At 59.5% G+C, this 16,505-nt stretch carries 12 protein-coding genes; 2 read left to right on the forward strand and 10 right to left on the reverse strand.

Annotation, left to right across the window (positions count from 1 at the left end):
- Positions 1–75: 75 nt before the first annotated feature.
- Both PHO31112_RS13475 and PHO31112_RS13480 read right to left on the reverse strand, forming a co-directional pair.
- On the reverse strand, positions 76–1,503 hold the full coding sequence (locus tag PHO31112_RS13475; protein ID WP_150620972.1) for an aldehyde dehydrogenase family protein: 1,428 nt from the start codon (positions 1,501–1,503) through the stop codon (positions 76–78).
- A 262-nt stretch (positions 1,504–1,765) separates the two neighbouring features.
- Positions 1,766–2,905 (reverse strand): helix-turn-helix transcriptional regulator, encoded by a 1,140-nt coding sequence (locus PHO31112_RS13480; RefSeq protein WP_150620973.1) that lies wholly within the window; start codon positions 2,903–2,905, stop codon positions 1,766–1,768.
- A gap of 293 nt (positions 2,906–3,198) precedes the next feature.
- On the opposite strand from PHO31112_RS13480, the gene PHO31112_RS13485 reads away from it, so the two are divergent.
- The gene (locus PHO31112_RS13485) at positions 3,199–4,545 is read left to right on the forward strand and encodes a UbiD family decarboxylase (protein WP_150620974.1); all 1,347 of its coding nucleotides are present in this window, start codon (positions 3,199–3,201) and stop codon (positions 4,543–4,545) included.
- Entirely contained in the window at positions 4,542–5,114 is a 573-nt protein-coding gene (locus PHO31112_RS13490) for a UbiX family flavin prenyltransferase (protein ID WP_150620975.1), read from the forward strand. The genes PHO31112_RS13485 and PHO31112_RS13490 overlap by 4 nt, the downstream gene beginning before the upstream one ends.
- A 90-nt stretch (positions 5,115–5,204) precedes the next feature.
- On the opposite strand, the gene PHO31112_RS13495 is transcribed toward PHO31112_RS13490, so the two are convergent.
- From PHO31112_RS13495 to PHO31112_RS13530, 8 genes are all read right to left on the reverse strand, one after another.
- Positions 5,205–6,116, reverse strand: coding sequence for an ABC transporter permease (locus PHO31112_RS13495; protein WP_150620976.1), 912 nt, complete (start codon positions 6,114–6,116; stop codon positions 5,205–5,207).
- Complete coding sequence (locus PHO31112_RS13500) at positions 6,116–6,904, reverse strand: ABC transporter ATP-binding protein (RefSeq protein WP_150621090.1); 789 nt, start codon at positions 6,902–6,904, stop codon at positions 6,116–6,118. The genes PHO31112_RS13495 and PHO31112_RS13500 overlap by 1 nt, the downstream gene beginning before the upstream one ends.
- Positions 6,905–6,954: 50 nt before the next feature.
- Positions 6,955–7,953 carry an ABC transporter substrate-binding protein gene (locus PHO31112_RS13505; protein ID WP_246178157.1) on the reverse strand — a complete coding sequence of 333 codons (999 nt, stop codon included), beginning with the start codon at positions 7,951–7,953 and terminating at the stop codon, positions 6,955–6,957.
- A 257-nt stretch (positions 7,954–8,210) separates the two neighbouring features.
- The gene (locus tag PHO31112_RS13510; protein ID WP_174995707.1) at positions 8,211–9,509 is read right to left on the reverse strand and encodes a protoporphyrinogen/coproporphyrinogen oxidase; all 1,299 of its coding nucleotides are present in this window, start codon (positions 9,507–9,509) and stop codon (positions 8,211–8,213) included.
- Positions 9,506–11,200, reverse strand: coding sequence for a thiamine pyrophosphate-dependent enzyme (locus PHO31112_RS13515; RefSeq protein WP_150620979.1), 1,695 nt, complete (start codon positions 11,198–11,200; stop codon positions 9,506–9,508). The genes PHO31112_RS13510 and PHO31112_RS13515 overlap by 4 nt, the downstream gene beginning before the upstream one ends.
- Before the next feature lie 60 nt (positions 11,201–11,260).
- Positions 11,261–12,412: a porin gene (locus PHO31112_RS13520; RefSeq protein ID WP_425495193.1), complete on the reverse strand. Its 1,152-nt coding sequence runs from the start codon at positions 12,410–12,412 to the stop codon at positions 11,261–11,263.
- A gap of 121 nt (positions 12,413–12,533) precedes the next feature.
- Positions 12,534–14,285: a hydantoinase B/oxoprolinase family protein gene (locus PHO31112_RS13525; protein WP_343042739.1), complete on the reverse strand. Its 1,752-nt coding sequence runs from the start codon at positions 14,283–14,285 to the stop codon at positions 12,534–12,536.
- On the reverse strand, positions 14,282–16,441 hold the full coding sequence (locus PHO31112_RS13530) for a hydantoinase/oxoprolinase family protein (RefSeq protein WP_150620980.1): 2,160 nt from the start codon (positions 16,439–16,441) through the stop codon (positions 14,282–14,284). The genes PHO31112_RS13525 and PHO31112_RS13530 overlap by 4 nt, the downstream gene beginning before the upstream one ends.
- Positions 16,442–16,505: the final 64 nt, after the last annotated feature.

The following is a 16,505-nucleotide window of genomic DNA, read 5'->3' on the forward strand; positions in this document are numbered from 1 at the left end:
GGTGGTCTATCGCAGAACATACGTAGCAAAAGCCACCCTCCGCGAACCGAGACATTGAAGCGCCGCCACGTCGCCTTACAACGGCGTCTCTTCCAATTTCGACAGCGGAGGAACAGGGCCCTCATTGGCCAGCAACGCGCGCTTGCGCACGTATCGCAACAAGCTGGTCGCGCCGTAGCGAGACCCCCCCATGCCCGACTGCTTGAACGCCATCTTTTCGCCATCAAACATCATCACGCGCGGCAACTCGGTGTCGTTGATGCTGACCCCGCCGGCCTCCATCTTCAGTGCGAAATTCCCTGCAACATGAGAATCCGGACCAAATACGGCACCCGACAACCCAAATTGACTATCGTTCATCAGGCGTTCGGCTTCGTCCTCCGATGAGAATTTCATCACCGGTACGATCGGACCGAATGTTTCTTCCGTCATCAACGTCATGTCATGACTCACACCGATGACAATGGTCGGATCAATCCAAACGGCACCGTCAACCATCTGACTCTTGCCGCCCGATACGATGCGGGCTCCTTTTGCCACAGCATCGTCGAGTTGGGCATCGATGATCGCGCCTTGCCGCGAAAAAATCATCGGACCGTAATGCCCGCCATCCCCCGCTGCCAGACTACGCTTAAGGGTCGCAGCCTGCCGAACCATCGCATCGACCAGCCGATCGTGCAGTGAAGCGTGTGCGTAGACTCGCTCGATGGCATAACACACCTGCCCCGAGTTGTAGAGTGCCGAGCGCAAAATGCTGGTGGCGGCGCGCTCTACATCCGCGCCCTCGAGCACGACGGCGGCATCCTTGCCCCCAAGCTCCAGAAACGCAGGAATGAACGCTTCGGCCGCCGCGACAGCGATTTTTCGTCCGGTCGGAATGCTGCCCGTAAACACCACCGCGTCGGACTTCGCGACTAAAGCCTGCCCAGTGTCGGCGCCGCCCTGAACCAGTTGTAGTACGTCCTTCAGTCCCGGAATGGCCTCAATTGTCTTGCGAAGCGGTTCGACGAATCGCGGCGTGACTTCGCTCGGTTTGATAATGACCGCCGAACCGGCCACCAACGCCGGAATCGCGTCGATAAAAGACAGAACCAACGGGAAGTTCCACGGGCTGATGACACCAACGAGCGAATATGGAACGTAAGTTACTTTGAAAACCACATCCGGGTGCGATGCAACCTTACGAAAAGGCGTCGCGAGCACCTCGGACGCAGCCTCACAAAATCCGTGGATGAAATGAATGACAGCGCCGAGTTCTTCCTCGGAGATGCGCGTGCGAGCCGTATCGACCGACAGTGCAGCCACAATATTGGTCCCTTGCATCTTTAGCGCATCGGCCCAAGCCATCAGAATTTGCGTACGATACTCAAGGCCGCGTTCGGCCCACTGCCGTTGCGCTGCGCGAGCGCGATCGGCCATTTCGCCGACTTCCTCAGCCGTTGCAGCGTTAAAAAAATAGTCATATTGCCCCGTCCGCGGATTGCGAACTTCCATTGCTGACATGATCGCCTCATTTAAGCAAATTTCAGAAGAAGCATGCTCGGCGCGAAGCTCTCGGCATCGGCACGGCAAACCTTCCTTTCATCGTAACAAGGCAATCAGCGGGTAAAAACAAGGGAGATAGCGAAGGGACCGATTTCCTATTTCTAAATGCGTGAGTCGAATACTTCGCGTTGCCGACGCTATCGTGGTCGTGCGGCGCTCATGTACCAATACCGTGGTCGCTTTCGCGCCGATTTAACTGTTTCCGGCGGAGATAACGTTGTTAGCCGATGGGGCGTTCGGGAACGTTGTCTTCGTCCGAAACTTCTCGGGCGGAAGCGGTACCCTCCGGGCCGTTGAGACGGCGAGCGTCCTTGGGAGAGAAGCCGAAAAAATCGCGAAATGAGGTAGTGAAACTCGTCTGATGCTGATAGCCGACCGCCAACGCCACCTGTCCGACCGGTAAGCGCTCTTGCACCAGCAATCTGAGGGCTTCATGCATACGGCACCGTTGGCTGTATTCGAAAATCGTCACACCGTAGAGAAACTTGAAGCCGCGTTTCAGCTTTGAAGCATTAGTCCCCACCGCACGAGCCAACTCAGGAATCGTCATGGTCTTCTGCAGATCCGCCACGATAAGCTCGCGTGCGCGTCCAATCAGGCGCAAATCGCGCGACGACAATATCTCACCGGACTGACTGACGTCGAGACTGCCAATCCACATGCCGATACTCGCGCAGAGTATTTCTGCGCACTTCGCCTCCACGTATATCAACTCCCGAGCACCGTGGTAGGGACTCGCCAGCAAATGCTCCACGACATGGAGCGCTTCCATGCTTAGCCGCATTTGAGAGTGATAGATCTGGTCGCTGGTCACCGACGCAAGTTTCGCTCGAATGCCATCGGCCTCCTCTCCCAACGAACGCAACACCCTGTCGAAGTATTTCCGCGACACGTACATACCAATCGCACGCCAGACACCCGCAGCGCACGTGACCTGGTATCGCAGATCAGCGCCCTGATAGCAAATCATCAGGTTCGGCGCGCTGACATGAACGTGTCCCGTCTCGCTGAGATCCACTTCCGCCGGTCCGGATACGAGATAGTGGAACTCCACAAACCCCTCCGGAGGAACCATTTCCGAGCGGGCGTGAGCATAGTGGCAATCCGACACCACAATGAATATCTCGTCTCGCACGCTGATCATCTTCCAGGTGCCCTCCTCGGCCTCCCCTGGCACCTGCACGGTACGGCCATAAAGACCCAGTTCAGGTGCAACCACACAATCAGAGGCCGCCCGCACCCGATGAAACGCTTCCGTCAAGCGGGAACCCGTGCCGGCAAGCGCCGTGCGAAACAACCCTGAGCAGGGCGATGACGCGATGGCCTCGGGGGTGGAAACAGATATCTGTGCGTGAGTCATAGGTCCCTGCCAGTCCGTAACACGTTCACCGATTATAGAAGGGGCCGTTGGCGGATCGATATTCTGGTTCCCCCCAAATTCCCTCGAATTCGAGTGCCGGAATCTTAAAAAAATCGCGATCCCTAACTCTGCATACGCTTCCCCAACATCCCCTCTCCTGCCCTGCGATATATCTCAGACGTGCCTCGAACAAGCGCAACACGGTTCGGCATACCCCTGTCTTCAGACGAATGGCTGCCAGTCCCACGTCAGTGCGCTAGCAACCGTTTCCATAACGCTATTGAGGCTTTTGCATGAGACACTTCCTCGCCAGGCTGCACTCACGCGGCGAACTCCTGACCGTCGAACGCGAGGTGGATCCGCGCTTCGAAGCCGCTGCGGTGGCGCGTCGCCTCCAAACGGTGACCAACCGGCCGGTTCTATTCAAACGGGTAAGAGGCTCGGCGCTGCCGGTAGTGATGAATCTATATAGCGATCATCAGCGCCTTCGCGAGATTATCCGGTGCTCCGACGACGAAACGTTTTGCGCTCGCCTAGACAAGGAGATCACGCTTGCCTCAACGCTGGAGAAGTCCGTCGAGTTCGTGACACAACCCGACGACTGGGAAACGGGCAAGCTCTCGGATCTTCCAATTCTCACGTATCACGAACGCGATGGCGCGCCTTACATTACCTCCGGGCTGTTCCTGGCCAAAGACCCGAACACCGGCATTCCCAATCTATCGTTCCACCGTTCGATGGTCATATCCGACAACGAGCTGCGCATCAGACTCGGTAGCTCGCATGATCTGGCCCGCTATCAGCATGCCGCAGAATCACGAGGCGAAGCGCTAGAAGCGGCCATTCTGATCAGCGCGGCGCCCGAACTCTTTATGGCGGCATGCGTATCGTTACCCCCCGATGGCGACGAGATCGCACTGGCGTCGGCGATGCGGGGTGGGCCGATCGCCATGCGACGTGGACATACGATCGGCCTCGACGTGCCCGTCGCGGCAGACATTGTGATAGAAGGTCGCATCTTGCCCAACGTGAGACGCCCGGAAGGCCCGTTCGGTGAGTTCATGGGCTACTACGTCGACATCGGCGACAACCACGTTTTTGAAGTCACTCATGTCGGCTGGCGCAAGAACGCGGTGTTCCACGGACTGATATGCGGCTCGAACGAGGACCTGAGGCCATTGGAAGCGGCCACTGCTGCGCGGATCTACAAATCGGTCGCATCGCAGGTTCGGGGCATCATTGACGTGTCATGCCAGCCGACAGTGATGAATACAATCATCAAGATCGACAAACAATATGACGGACATGCGCAACACGTCCTGCTGGCGGCCATGGGTGCGCACCTTGATTACAGCAAGCTGTGTATCGTCGTCGATAACGATATCGATATCTACAACCTGGACGAGGTCATATGGGCTTTTCTCACCCGAGGGCGGGCGGACACCCGCACATTGGTCCTTCCCGGCGTACCGGGTTTCTACCGCGATCCGCATAAGGACCACTGGGGACGGCTTGCCATCGACGCCACGAAACCGTGGGGACGTGAAGCCGAGTTCGAACGCAAGTCAATTCCCGGTACGACAACGCTCGATCTGCTCGACTACCTGCCGCAATTGGCCGGTGAGGGGCTGGCGCAATGACACGCCGAATCGTTGTTGCGATAACGGGCGCCACGGGCGCCATCTATGGCGTACGCCTACTCGCCGCCCTGCGCGAGAGGAAGGTCGAATCGCATCTGGTGGTCTCTCGTGCCGGATGGATGACACTGCATGACGAGATGAATCTCGGCAAAGCGGACATGAAGCATGCGTCGAGCGTCATGCACGATATCAACGACGTAGGCGCAACACTCGCGAGCGGATCATTCGTTCACGACGGCATGGCCATCGCACCGTGCTCGATGAAAACGCTGGCGGCAGTCGCCCACGGATTCGACGACAACCTGATCACGCGCGCCGCCGACGTGACGCTAAAGGAACGTCGCAAGCTCCTGATGCTCGCACGCGAAACGCCACTGACGCTGGCGCATCTGCAGAACATGACGATGATCACTCAGATGGGAGGAGTGGTCATGCCGCCTTTGCCTGCTTTCTATGCAAAGCCAAGAACGGTGGAGGACATGGTCGGGTACACGGTCAATCGAATGCTGGACCAGTTTGGTCTCAACGCGGAAGATGCCTACTCTCGCTGGAACGGATTCACCCGCTAGAGAAAAAAACGCCACCCGGCTAGTTTGGAGACCGGGCGGCGTAACCTTCGGACTTCTCGCGAATGCGATTTCCCGCGATACCACTCTGTGTCAAGGCGTCACAGGCTTGAGCTTGCGGGACGGTGCGCCCTTACGCTTGCGTGCTGCCATGGCCAGCAGGGTGGCCAATACGAAAACGGCCGTGACGAGCTTGAGATCCGACGGCTGGAAACCCAACGTCAGAACGACGGAGATCAACTGGAAGTACACGATCGAGCCAATCACGGGGGCGATCACCTGCCGGGTCATCGAACGATTCCCGATGAGCGCTTCACCGAGCAGCAACGCCGCCAATCCGTTGACAAGCACCCCGAACCCCATATTCACGTCGGCAAAGCCCTGGTTTTGGGCAAGCACCGCCCCTCCCATGGAAGCAAACAGATTCGCCAGCCCGAGACCGCACAACGTGTACACCTTCACGTTGATACCCTGAGCCTTCGCCATCGCCGCACTCGATCCAATGGCCCGCATCGCCATGCCATGCTGGGTTCCCAGGAACCAGATCACCAGCCCCGCGATCGCAATATCGATCGCACCGAGCATGACAATCCGCGGCAGATAGCCGCTGCCATCACCGGGAAGTGCAGAGAAGATGCTGGCAAAGGTGAACAATGCCGCATTGGGTTGCCCCATCACCCGAATATCGACGGAGTAGAGCATCGAGAGCACGAGAATCCCGCACAGAAGCGTGTTTATCTTCACCTTCTCGTGAATAAATCCCGTGAGCAGGCCAGCCAGAAAACCCGCCAATGCCCCAGCAAGCAGCGACGTTACGGGGTCGAGGCCCAGCATGAGGAATTTCGCGCAAACGCACGCGCCGAAGGGGAATGATCCTTCGCCGGTCATGTCCGCAAAATTCAGTATCCGGAACGGAATCATGATCGCGATGGCAATCAACGCATACGTCAGCCCCTGGAGAATGCCGACAGGCACCAGGTCGAGGAATCCCGAAATCAAATTCATCAGATATTCGCCGTTTGCGGCGCCTCCTGCTCAGCGGTTTCGTGGAACGTTGCGATCAGTTTCTCCATCGTCATGCGGCGCTTCGCCTCTCCCGTCAAATTGCCCACGACTTGCCCATCCGACATCATGATGAGTCGATTGCCATAGTCCAACGCGTGTTGCATGTTATGCGTGACCATTAGCGTCGTGAGTTGCTGTTCGCGGACGACTTGCTCGGTTACCTGCATGACGATCTCCGCGGTGCGCGGGTCAAGCGCGGCGGTATGCTCGTCGAGCAGCAGCAATTGGGGGCGACGCAGCACCGCCATAAGTAGCGACAGTGCCTGCCGCTGTCCCCCCGAGAGCAACGACGCTTTCGCCTTCAATCGCTTTTCGAGACCGAGGTTGAACGAGGCGATACGCGCCTCGAAGTGGCTCATTTGCGTGCTCGTGAGACCTCTACCGAAAGTGCGGCGTTGCCCGCGAAGTGCAGCCACGGCCAGGTTTTCTTCAAGACTCAAGGCCGCCGCGGTACCAACGGAGGGGTCCTGAAACACGCGCGCAATAAATTCGGCTCGCCGATGCGTGGGCAGCGATGTCACGTCGCGCCCGTTGACGCTAATGGTTCCGGTATCCGACTCGACTTCGCCCGCGAGTAGATTCAAAAACGTCGATTTACCCGCACCGTTGCCACCGACGACAACAGCGAAGTCGCCTGCATTGAGTTCCAGCGAGACATCGGTCAGCGCGACGCGCTCATCGACCGTGCCCGCGTGAAACGTCTTGCTGACACCCGAGACCGACAGCATGGGCAATGCGTCCTGATTCACGTTATCTCCTGCCCGATTGCGTTTTGGATTCAATTGATAAAGCATTGGCAATTCTCGAAGGATGACGGGACCTGCAACCCGAGTTTGGCAAACTCACGCCGGCTGATCGACGTGACGTAATCGGTTGATGCGGGCTTGGCCACTGGCAGCAAATTCGTCGCCTCCCCCTTCAGCGCACGTACGGCAAGACGCGCAGCGTTAGCGCCAACCGATTCGAGCGACACCGCAAACGAAGCAGTCGCCATGCCCTGCTTGATCGCCTCGGTTTCGGAACTGATGATCGGCACGCGCAGGCGCGCCATCGATGCCGCAACGGTCGGAATCGCGGATTGCACGAGATTCGACCCGGTGAGATAGACGAATCCAACACCCTTGAGCAGTTGTGCGCGCTGTGCCAGATCGTTTACCGCATCGACGCTCACCGCCTTGAAGGTAAGCCCGGCACGTCTGGCCGCAGCTTCAAGCGCTTGGTTCGTCACGACATCGTTAGCCTCGCCTGGGCTATACAACACACCGAATGACGTCAATCCGGGGAATAGGCGCTTCGCAAACACCAGCATGGCATCGAAATCCTGAAGATCCGACGCGCCGGTAAAGCGATCACTACCATGCGTCCAATTCGGTACAAGGCCTGCGGCGACAGGATCGGTAACTTCCGCGAAGATCAACGGGATGCTTCGGTCCGAAACGGCAGAACGAGCGACCTGCGAGACCGACGTTGTCAACGTCAGGATAAGGGCCGGCTTCTTGGTCAGAATCTGGGAGAACATCTGCGGCATCAACGCTTGCGTGAAGTTCGCGTCGCTGTAGGCATAACGGGTGTTCTTTCCATCGATATAGCCAGCCTTTGCCATCTCCTCCTTGAATCCGGCGATCGTTCGCGTGAGTGACGGGTGAGGTCCCAGGTTGGCAATGCCAATGACCGTCTGCGCGATAGCGGTTTGCGACGTCGCCTCACCGGACAGGCCTACGCCCAGCGCCGTGACAATCGTAAGGGAAAGAAACGTCCTGCGGGATCTTGCTCTCATGCGTGACATCTCCAATGCGGCGCGTCGGGCTCGGTGGTATCGAGAGCGCACTCTTCATGAATCCAGGAAATCCCAGGGAATCTGTGTCCATCTCAGCCGAAACGGTGCAGACGTCTGACCGTCTTTTTAGCACCGAACATGGCAGCAAACATATTGAGGTCTGCGTCTGTGCCGAAAACCTAACTTTTGTGGCGTCTCACCCAATCTTTTCCACTAAAAGCTGCCGCCATACGCTAATCGACCCGACCACGCTGGCCTCAATTGCCGGCAATCTGAGCCGCCACCCGCACGCCGCTTGCGCAGGCGCCGCCGAGCAGGGCTTGAGATATCCAATCCCCGCAGTAGCGTATGCGCGACTTCCCCGCGTCCTGCCAATCGAGGAAGCGGCGAAGCACATGCCCATAGCCGGGATAAAAAATTGGAATCTTGTGCGCAATCCACTGATTCACGGTAGACAAGCGCCGCTGGTCGAAGTCGGGAATACGCGCCCTGACTTCGTCAATGACCCACTCATCAAGACGATCCGTGGCGCACTGCGCCTGTACTTGCCGAATGGCCTCCGGCGTCAGTTGGCAGTACACCTGTGCGTTCGGGCGCCCCTGATGAGGGGCAGCATTGAGTTGCTGATACGTTGCGATACGGGTAGGGGAATCCCGCATGGCAAATTCGATACCTGGCTCAAGCGATCCGGCGACGGCGAAATGCGTGATGCCCAACGCGTTGTAGCGAATCGCCGCAAGCATTTCGCGCTCTTCCAGCGAGGGCCGAACCAGCAAAGGCGCGATTCGTGCCCCCTCCGTCGCGATCACCACATAATCCGCTGAAAGCTCGCGCCCATCAGCCAGCGTCACGATACATCGATCGGCATGCGGTTCGACTGCCGTCACCGCGACACCTGTCTCGACCGGCAACCTGTCGGCCAACGCCGTGCACAATCGCCCCATACCTCCAGCCAAGGTAAACACGGTGTCTTCGCCGACCAAATGAGGCATCGTGCTTTGATAGAACAACGCCGAGATGGTGTCGGCATCGAAACTACGTGTGCCGCGAAACACCGGCTCGATCATGCGCTTGAGAACACCATCGCCGATCTCCTCCCGTATGCACTCGGCCAGGGTAATCTCGTCCCACTCCAGTGCAGACACAGCCCAATCGGGATCGACCTGTCGTTTGCGCGCGCGCAGGGTAAGCGCCGCGCGTATCAGGCGGCACCGCTCACCAAACGGCAAGCCGGGTGTGAACAAGGCCCTCGACGAGGGCATGAGCTCAATAGAGTACGGCCCGCCAGGGCTCGTGCAAAGCGCGCTAAGGCGCCTTAGCGGCACAAGTGAAGATGTAACGCCCGCAGCCGCGATGATGCGATGAAGATCCTTGCTGAAGGGATAGATCAGTCGCGCACCACTGTTATAGGCGATGCCATTCTCGAATCGGTCTCCCATGCGCCCTCCCACCACGGAAGCCGCTTCGAAGACACGCACCGAAACCCCAGCAGCCTGTAGTTCCCAAGCCGCACTCAATCCGGCAATACCGGCGCCGACAATGATGGTGGAAGTCACGGTTGAACTGGCTTGGTCAATGTGTCGGGAAGGGCGAGTTCGATCAGCGAAACACCGTCGTGGGAAAGCGCGGCATCGAGCGCGGGCGCGAACTCATCGGTCGAGGTTACGCGCCATGCCTTGGCGCCGAACGAGGACGCATAGGAAACAAAGTCGACGTTGCCCAAACGCGTGCCGACCTCTCGGCCGAACGTGCGTTGTTGCGAAGCGCGAATGGCGCCGTAGGAGCGATTGTTTGCCACCAGAACCAGCAAACGCAGCCCCAATCTCACAGCGGACTCCAGTTCTTCCGCATGCATGAGAAAACAGCCGTCACCGGCAATCGCGACGGGTCTGTCGCAGCCACCGTGCAAGGCAGCGCCAATGGCGGCAGCCAACCCATATCCCATCGCGCCACTCTTGGGGCCGAGTTGCGTGTTTGGCCGCCGATGCGGGAAGTAACGTTGCGGCCACATGGCGTAGGCACCCGCACCGGCAGCCACCACCGTATCGTCCGGCAGCATCTTGCGAAGGCGGGCGTAGATCACGCGCAGGTCGACGGGGCCGGGACACACGCCGGTGCTCACGAACTGCTCCCGCTCGCGACGGATCGACTCGACCCAGGGCAAGCGCGCGGCCCCCATCGCCTCTGGCATCGAGGTGCAGGAACCATCATGCTTTCGTTGACCATCGGCAATGCGAGCCAGCGCCGCGAGTACCGCTTCGGGTCGGGCACATACCGCAATATCTGCCTGGTAGGCATTGTTGAGTTCCGCTTGGCCAGGATGGACATGAATCAGCTTGCAAGCCGGCTTCGGCGGCCGCAACAGAGAAAACCCCTTGAAAACGTCGGCACCGAACGTATTGAGTTCGCCCATTCGTGCGCCGAGAACCAGCACAAGGTCCGCCGCTTCGAAACGACGCGCGAGCGCGGCCGATATGCCAATTCCGGTTTCTCCGCAGAAATTGGGATGCCCGTTGTCCAGCAGATCGCGACGGCGATACGAGGTGACAACCGGCACCTGATATCGCTCGGCCACTTTGACCAGATCCCCGAGGCCCTCAGACGACCAGCCTGTTCCGCCAACCCACAAGATCGGTCTCGCCGCGCGACGCAACGCTTCCGCAATCGCATACGCATCTCCCATGTCGATGGAGGTTCCGGCACGCCGTGGTGCGCCGAGTGAAGGCGCGGCCCTCTGCTGCAACGCCACATCCTCGGGGAGGATCAGCACGACGGGCCCGGGTTTTCCGCTGATTGCGGTATGCCATGCACGGCTTACGAACTCGGGAATGCGAGCCGCATCCGGAATTTGAGCGACCCACTTCACGAGCGGGCCGAACGCCACATGAAACTCATTGCCCAGAAATGCTTCGCGCTCAGCCACCTCGGTGGATGCCTGGCCGACAATCAGAATCATCGGTGCGCTATCTGTATCGGCCGTATGCAGCGCAAGACAGGTATTCAATGCCCCCGGCGCGCGAGCTGCAAGGCAAACCCCGGGCATGCCACTGAGTTGCCCTATTGCCTGGGCGGCAAAGGCCATACCCGCTTCGTGTCGAAAACTCGCCAGCCGTATTTGCGGCGTACGAGATGCCAATGCATCGAGGATTTCGAGAATGCCCTCCCCCGGTACGTGAGTAACTACGCGCACGCCGAATTCGGCCAGCGTATCGGCAAGGATGTCAGCGCCGGAGCGCGTGTTCGTCATGCGGCGACTCTCCAGATATTGATGGCGTGCGGCGCAATCGGCGCAGCACTCCCATGGTTTTCAGAAACGATGAAAAATGCCGGCGGTGACAGCAACTTGCCGGGTCGTCGTGGAAGCCCCTCCACCGGACGCATATTCGATATTGGCATGCTTGGCATCGCCAGCGGCCAGTTGGAAAATGCCGACGACGAACAAGGCGGTTCGCTTCGAAAGAAAATAGTTGTCGATGAGGCTGAACTGATGGTACTGGGGCGTGAAGCCGGTAGTGGATATCTTCCCTCGTGTGTATGTGTAGGCGAAGTTGATCTGATTGGCGAGCGTCAGGAAATGACTGACGTTTGCCTCGATATTGTCAAAATCGGCTCGCGCGCCGCCCAGCCCCAGTTGGGTAACGCCCAGATTTTCATACCGGCTGTGAGACCAGATCAGGGCAGCATTCGTCGAGTCGCTGAATGCGTACGACCCACCCGCGCCCCAAATTTCCATGCTCGTCGGGGATACGCTATACGAGAACGTGGGCGACTGAGCGGAAATCGACGGGAACAGGGCCGTATTCCAGATCCCCTCGCTGGCCGCTGTCGATGGCCGATTCAGGCGCATGTACGCCGCAGACACGGAAACCGGGCCACCAACGTAGTTCGCGCCGAAGCTCACCCCGCTCTGATTATTGAAGCTCCCGGCTTGGCCGCCAAAACTGTACATTGCGCCAAATTGAACACCGGCCAAGCGCGGCGACACGTACTTGAGCGTATTGTTTGCGCGGAACTGATAGTTGAAATTGTCGTTGTCGCCCACGTGCGCCGTATAGCCGTTCCAACGCACGGGTGCCGAGTATTGCGCCAGCCAGTCCTGCGTCAAGTCATATTGGCGCCCCGTCGTCAGCGTGCCCCATCGTTCATTTTGCAAACCAACGAATGCCTGCCGTCCAAACTCACGGCCCCCTTGCGCAGAAGTTCCGGTATTCGGATTGAAACCGCCCTCGAGCGTGAAGATCGCCTTGGTGCCCCCCCCAAGATCCTCAGCGCCTTTAAACCCCCATCGGCTCGGCCCGTTCGCCGGGCCAACGGACTTCCCTCCCAGCGAATTGTTGGCGTAGATGGCGCCGCCCATCAGCACACCGTATAACGTGACGCTACTCTGCTGCGCCCGGACGGGCGAGCAAAGGACAAATGGCAACATCAACGGCACCAGGGTATAGAGGCATTTTTTCATGGTCGATTCCGTGATTGACGAAAGTGAGAGACGATTAATGTGTGTCGTGCATCGTCGAATGCAGCGTAAGAAAACGCCCTCACCAGACCAACGCCGCCAAAATAAGAAGAACCGAAATCGCTTAACCTTGATCTGTTTTCCGACACAGCAACGCCTGCCCTGCGTCGAACCCATAATCACTTGCCGCAGAGCCCTCGCTGATATAACCGAGCCGCACGTCAGCCTCGACGCTTTCCCGCTTCCGCTCAGTGGCCAGTCCGATCCCTGCGCCACCCGGCAGATCCAGACACAGGCGACGCCCACGCGGTACGGTTTGCAACCCCATTCCTGCCATGTGAGTCCCATCGTCGAGCGCCACTCGCCCGGCCAGTCCATCGAACGCCCCGTCGCGCCCGCGCGCCGGGTGCCTCACGCGATCGAACATTCCGAAGAATTGAAAAGGCGCACCGTCCGCCGTCCCGATTTCGAGGCTCTGTCCAAGACCGCCGCGCCAGCGACCTGCACCACCGCTATCGCACCGCAGTTCCTTACGCCAGATCACCACCGGATAGTTCGACTCCACGATCTCCGCGGCAATCGACTTCACACCGCTTGGGAAGGCAGTGCCGGACATGCCGTCTTCGCCGACACGCGCGCCAGCGCCGCCGCTGTTGAAGAAAAGCGTCTCGAAGCTCTGTCCCGCACGTTCGGCGCCTTCCCCGGCAGCCATGGCGGCGACGGCGCCCCCGCGCAATTGCGCCCCCCAGATGCAAGAGGCACCCTCCGCGGGGACTTCCTCCGGAAGAATGGCCGCCAAGGCGCCAAAGACCACGTCGGGGAGAAATTGCCCAATGATGTGGCGCGCGCACACCGGCCACGGACGTTCGACATTGAGGATCGACCCCACGGGGGCCGTGATATCGATCGGCTCCAGTGAGCCAGCGTTGTTAGGCACCTCAGGCGCAATGGCGGCCCGCACCCCGAACGCTGTGTAGGCGCGGGTGTAGTTGAGTACCACATTGATCCCGCGATGACTGGCAGCCGACGATCCCTCGAAGTCGACACGAATGCGTCCTTCGCCGACTTCCAGTTCTGCCTCCAGATCGACGGGTGAATCAAAGCCGTCGATTCGCATGGCATAGCGATACCGGCCCCGAGGCAATCGCGCAATCGCGCGCTGCATCGCGGCGCTCGATCGATCAATGATGTCGTTCGCAATGTCGTCGAGCCCGATCTCGCCGAACTCGTCCAGCATGGCGATGAGCCGCCGTGCACTGGCCTCGTTGGCGCCTATGTAAGACAGAATGTCACCAATCACTTCGTCTGGCTGGCGCACGTTGGCGCGGATAATATCCAGCAGATCCTGATTCACCTCTCCGGCGCGGGCCAGTGGCAAGCGCGGAATACAGAGCCCTTCCTCGAACACCGAACGGCCATCGGGGCCTTGCCCCAACCCGCCGATATCGACCTGATGGCAGGTGCAGGCAAATAGCGCGATAACCGAGTCGTTGCGAAACGCCGGCGAAACCACGGTCACGTCATGCAGATGGCCGGAGGCAAGCCACGGATCGTTCGTGATGAAGTGATCGCCGGGGCGCATGGTGTCGATCGGAAACGCATCCAGAAAGTGTCCGACCGCGGCGGCCATCGAATTGACGTGACCGGGCGTCCCGGTGACGGCCTGCGCCACCAGTCGGGCACGCGTATCGAAGACGCCCGCCGACAAGTCACCGGCTTCTCGTACGGTTGGACTGAACGCGGTGCGCATGAGTAATCGTGCCTGTTCCTCCACCACCGAAATCAGACGAGTCCAAATGATCTGAAGGCGGATCGCTTGGTTGGATGACGGATCATCAGGCAGCGCGTCAGTGGCAGGTTCACTGTGGCCCATCATTGATATACCTCTCGTGACATCTGAAACCCGGCCGAGGAACGCTGCCGTTCAAGCACGAGGTGCCCCGAAGGCACGCAACGTGCACTGAATTCCGGCGGCACGACGATCGTCGTCTCATCGTCGACAATCACTGCGGGCCCCAGAATCACAGTGCCTTCCAAGAGGGTATGGCGGCGATGGAATGCAGCGTCGACACGCGTCTTGGACGATTGATCCAGCACCGATCGCACATCCACTGGCAAGGGCGCCTTTGTCTCCGACATTCGAGCGTCGGGCGACGCGAGCGAGTGCACCTCGTTCGTGGGTATGGGCGGCGTGTGCGATACACGCACGCTCCAACTGAGTATCTCGATATCCGCATGCGCGATCAAACGACCGAATCGCTCTTGGTACTGGCGTTCGAATTCGGCCCGCAGCGCGACGATGTTCGTTTGATCGATCGACAGGTCGCGAATCGGAACCTGTATTTCATGGCCCTGGCCGCGATAGCGCATATACGCAAACGCTTGTGTTTCGTTGTCGGCGGCCGGCGCCGGGCTGGCATGGCCGATAACGTTTGTGGCTTCATTCCGTAGTTCTTGAAGCAACTCGTTGATCAGCGATGCATCCAACTCGCTGAGCGTTTGATAGAGACTTCGGGCCGCCTCGAAAGAAATGGGCGCCACGAGAAACCCGTATGCCGAGCCCACACCCGCCGCGACCGGCACGACGACTCTGTCGATCCCCAACTTCTCGGCCAACCGCGCGGCATGCAGTGGTGCGGACCCACCGAACGCGATTAACGTTCTCCCCGCCAACGTTTTTCCAAGCTCAATGGCATGCTCACGTGCGGCCCCCGCCATCGCCTCGTCTGCGACTTCCGCAACCGCGTAGGCCGCAGTCTCCTGGCCGACGCCCAACGGCGAGGCGATAGCGCGATCCAGCGCTTCGAGCGCGGCATCCGTATCGAGCGACAGTGACCCCGCTGCGAAATACTCGGGGTCCAGGCGTCCGGCCACCAGATGCGTGTCGGTCAGTGTCGCGTCCGCGCCTCCTAGGCCATAGCAGGCAGGCCCCGGTTGTGACCCCGCGCTAGTCGGGCCAACCTTAACGCGGCCGAGCATATCGATGCCGGCAATGGACCCGCCGCCCGCGCCTATCTCGCACAGTTCGACAACGGGGATCCGAAGCGGAATTCCGCTGCCGGGCTTGAAGCGATAGAGTCGTGCCACTTCCAGCGCGCGCGACATTTGCGGGCTCCCGTCGTCGATGAAGCATAACTTTGCCGTGGTACCCCCGATATCCAAGGAAAGCACGCGATCGAGACCGAGCGTCCGACTTACGTAAGACGCCAGCAGCGCCCCTCCTGCGGGGCCCGACTCAAGTAGCCGGACGGGATAGCGGCGTGCGGTATCAACATCGCACAACCCGCCGTCCGAGGTCATCATCAATAGGGGAACATCGATGCCCATCGATTTGAGCGCCTCCGACAAGCGCTGCAAATAGGAGGCCATCAGCGGCAGGACGTAGGCATTGACGCAGGTGGTCGAGAAGCGCTCGAACTCACGAATCTCCGGGGACACGTCTGACGACAGGCTGAACGACAAGTCGGGCAGCCGCCTCATGAGTCGTTCGGCCGTTCGCTTTTCATGGTCGGCATTCGCGTAACTGTGCATGAACGCGATTGCGACACTCTGCACCTCTTGCGCAGCAAGCGCGTCAGCGACACGATCTACGCTTGCCTCGTCGAGACAGAGCAGTATTTGTCCCTTTGCCCCCATACGTTCGACAACGGTAAACCTGAGGTCTCGGGGCACAAGCGGTTCCGGCTTTCTGACCCGAAGATCGTATTGATCCGCGCGCGCCTCACACCCGGTTTCGATGACGTCCCGAAAACCTGCGGTTGTCACCAGAGCCGTCTTGGCACCGCGCCGCTCGATCACGGCGTTGGTCGCCAGAGTCGTGCCGTGAAGCACTGCCCCAAGGGCGCTGGCCGGGGTGCCGGTCAGTTGCAGAAGGTGGGTAACTCCCGCGATTACCGCCTGTTCAGGCGCCTTCGGCGTCGACAGACATTTGTGGGTGTGCCGTTCGTCGCCAAGCTCGAGCACGAAATCGGTAAAGGTGCCGCCGATGTCGATACCGATGCGAGGCAGCGGGGAGGCGCGAAGAGAAGACATGGTCGCTCCGTAACAAGGAACAGGGCGCCGCGCATTGCGACGATCAGCCAATAAGTTACGGAAC

Origin of the sequence: Pandoraea horticolens, assembly GCF_902459555.1 — a bacterium.
Classification (GTDB): Bacteria; Pseudomonadota; Gammaproteobacteria; order Burkholderiales; family Burkholderiaceae; genus Pandoraea; species Pandoraea horticolens.

What these genes read in the sequence shown, in the direction of transcription:
- PHO31112_RS13480 (WP_150620973.1), bottom strand. Translation starts at nt 2,905, where the DNA reads ATGACTCACGCACAGATATCTGTTTCCACCCCCGAGGCCATCGCGTCA.
- PHO31112_RS13500 (WP_150621090.1), bottom strand. Translation starts at nt 6,904, where the DNA reads ATGCTGTCGGTCTCGGGTGTCAGCAAGACGTTTCACGCGGGCACGGTC.
- PHO31112_RS13530 (WP_150620980.1), bottom strand. Translation starts at nt 16,441, where the DNA reads ATGTCTTCTCTTCGCGCCTCCCCGCTGCCTCGCATCGGTATCGACATC.
- PHO31112_RS13485 (WP_150620974.1), top strand. Translation starts at nt 3,199, where the DNA reads ATGAGACACTTCCTCGCCAGGCTGCACTCACGCGGCGAACTCCTGACC.
- PHO31112_RS13495 (WP_150620976.1), bottom strand. Translation starts at nt 6,116, where the DNA reads ATGAATTTGATTTCGGGATTCCTCGACCTGGTGCCTGTCGGCATTCTC.
- PHO31112_RS13520 (WP_425495193.1), bottom strand. Translation starts at nt 12,412, where the DNA reads ATGAAAAAATGCCTCTATACCCTGGTGCCGTTGATGTTGCCATTTGTC.
- PHO31112_RS13515 (WP_150620979.1), bottom strand. Translation starts at nt 11,200, where the DNA reads ATGACGAACACGCGCTCCGGCGCTGACATCCTTGCCGATACGCTGGCC.
- PHO31112_RS13525 (WP_343042739.1), bottom strand. Translation starts at nt 14,285, where the DNA reads ATGATGGGCCACAGTGAACCTGCCACTGACGCGCTGCCTGATGATCCG.
- PHO31112_RS13490 (WP_150620975.1), top strand. Translation starts at nt 4,542, where the DNA reads ATGACACGCCGAATCGTTGTTGCGATAACGGGCGCCACGGGCGCCATC.
- PHO31112_RS13505 (WP_246178157.1), bottom strand. Translation starts at nt 7,953, where the DNA reads ATGAGAGCAAGATCCCGCAGGACGTTTCTTTCCCTTACGATTGTCACG.
- PHO31112_RS13475 (WP_150620972.1), bottom strand. Translation starts at nt 1,503, where the DNA reads ATGTCAGCAATGGAAGTTCGCAATCCGCGGACGGGGCAATATGACTAT.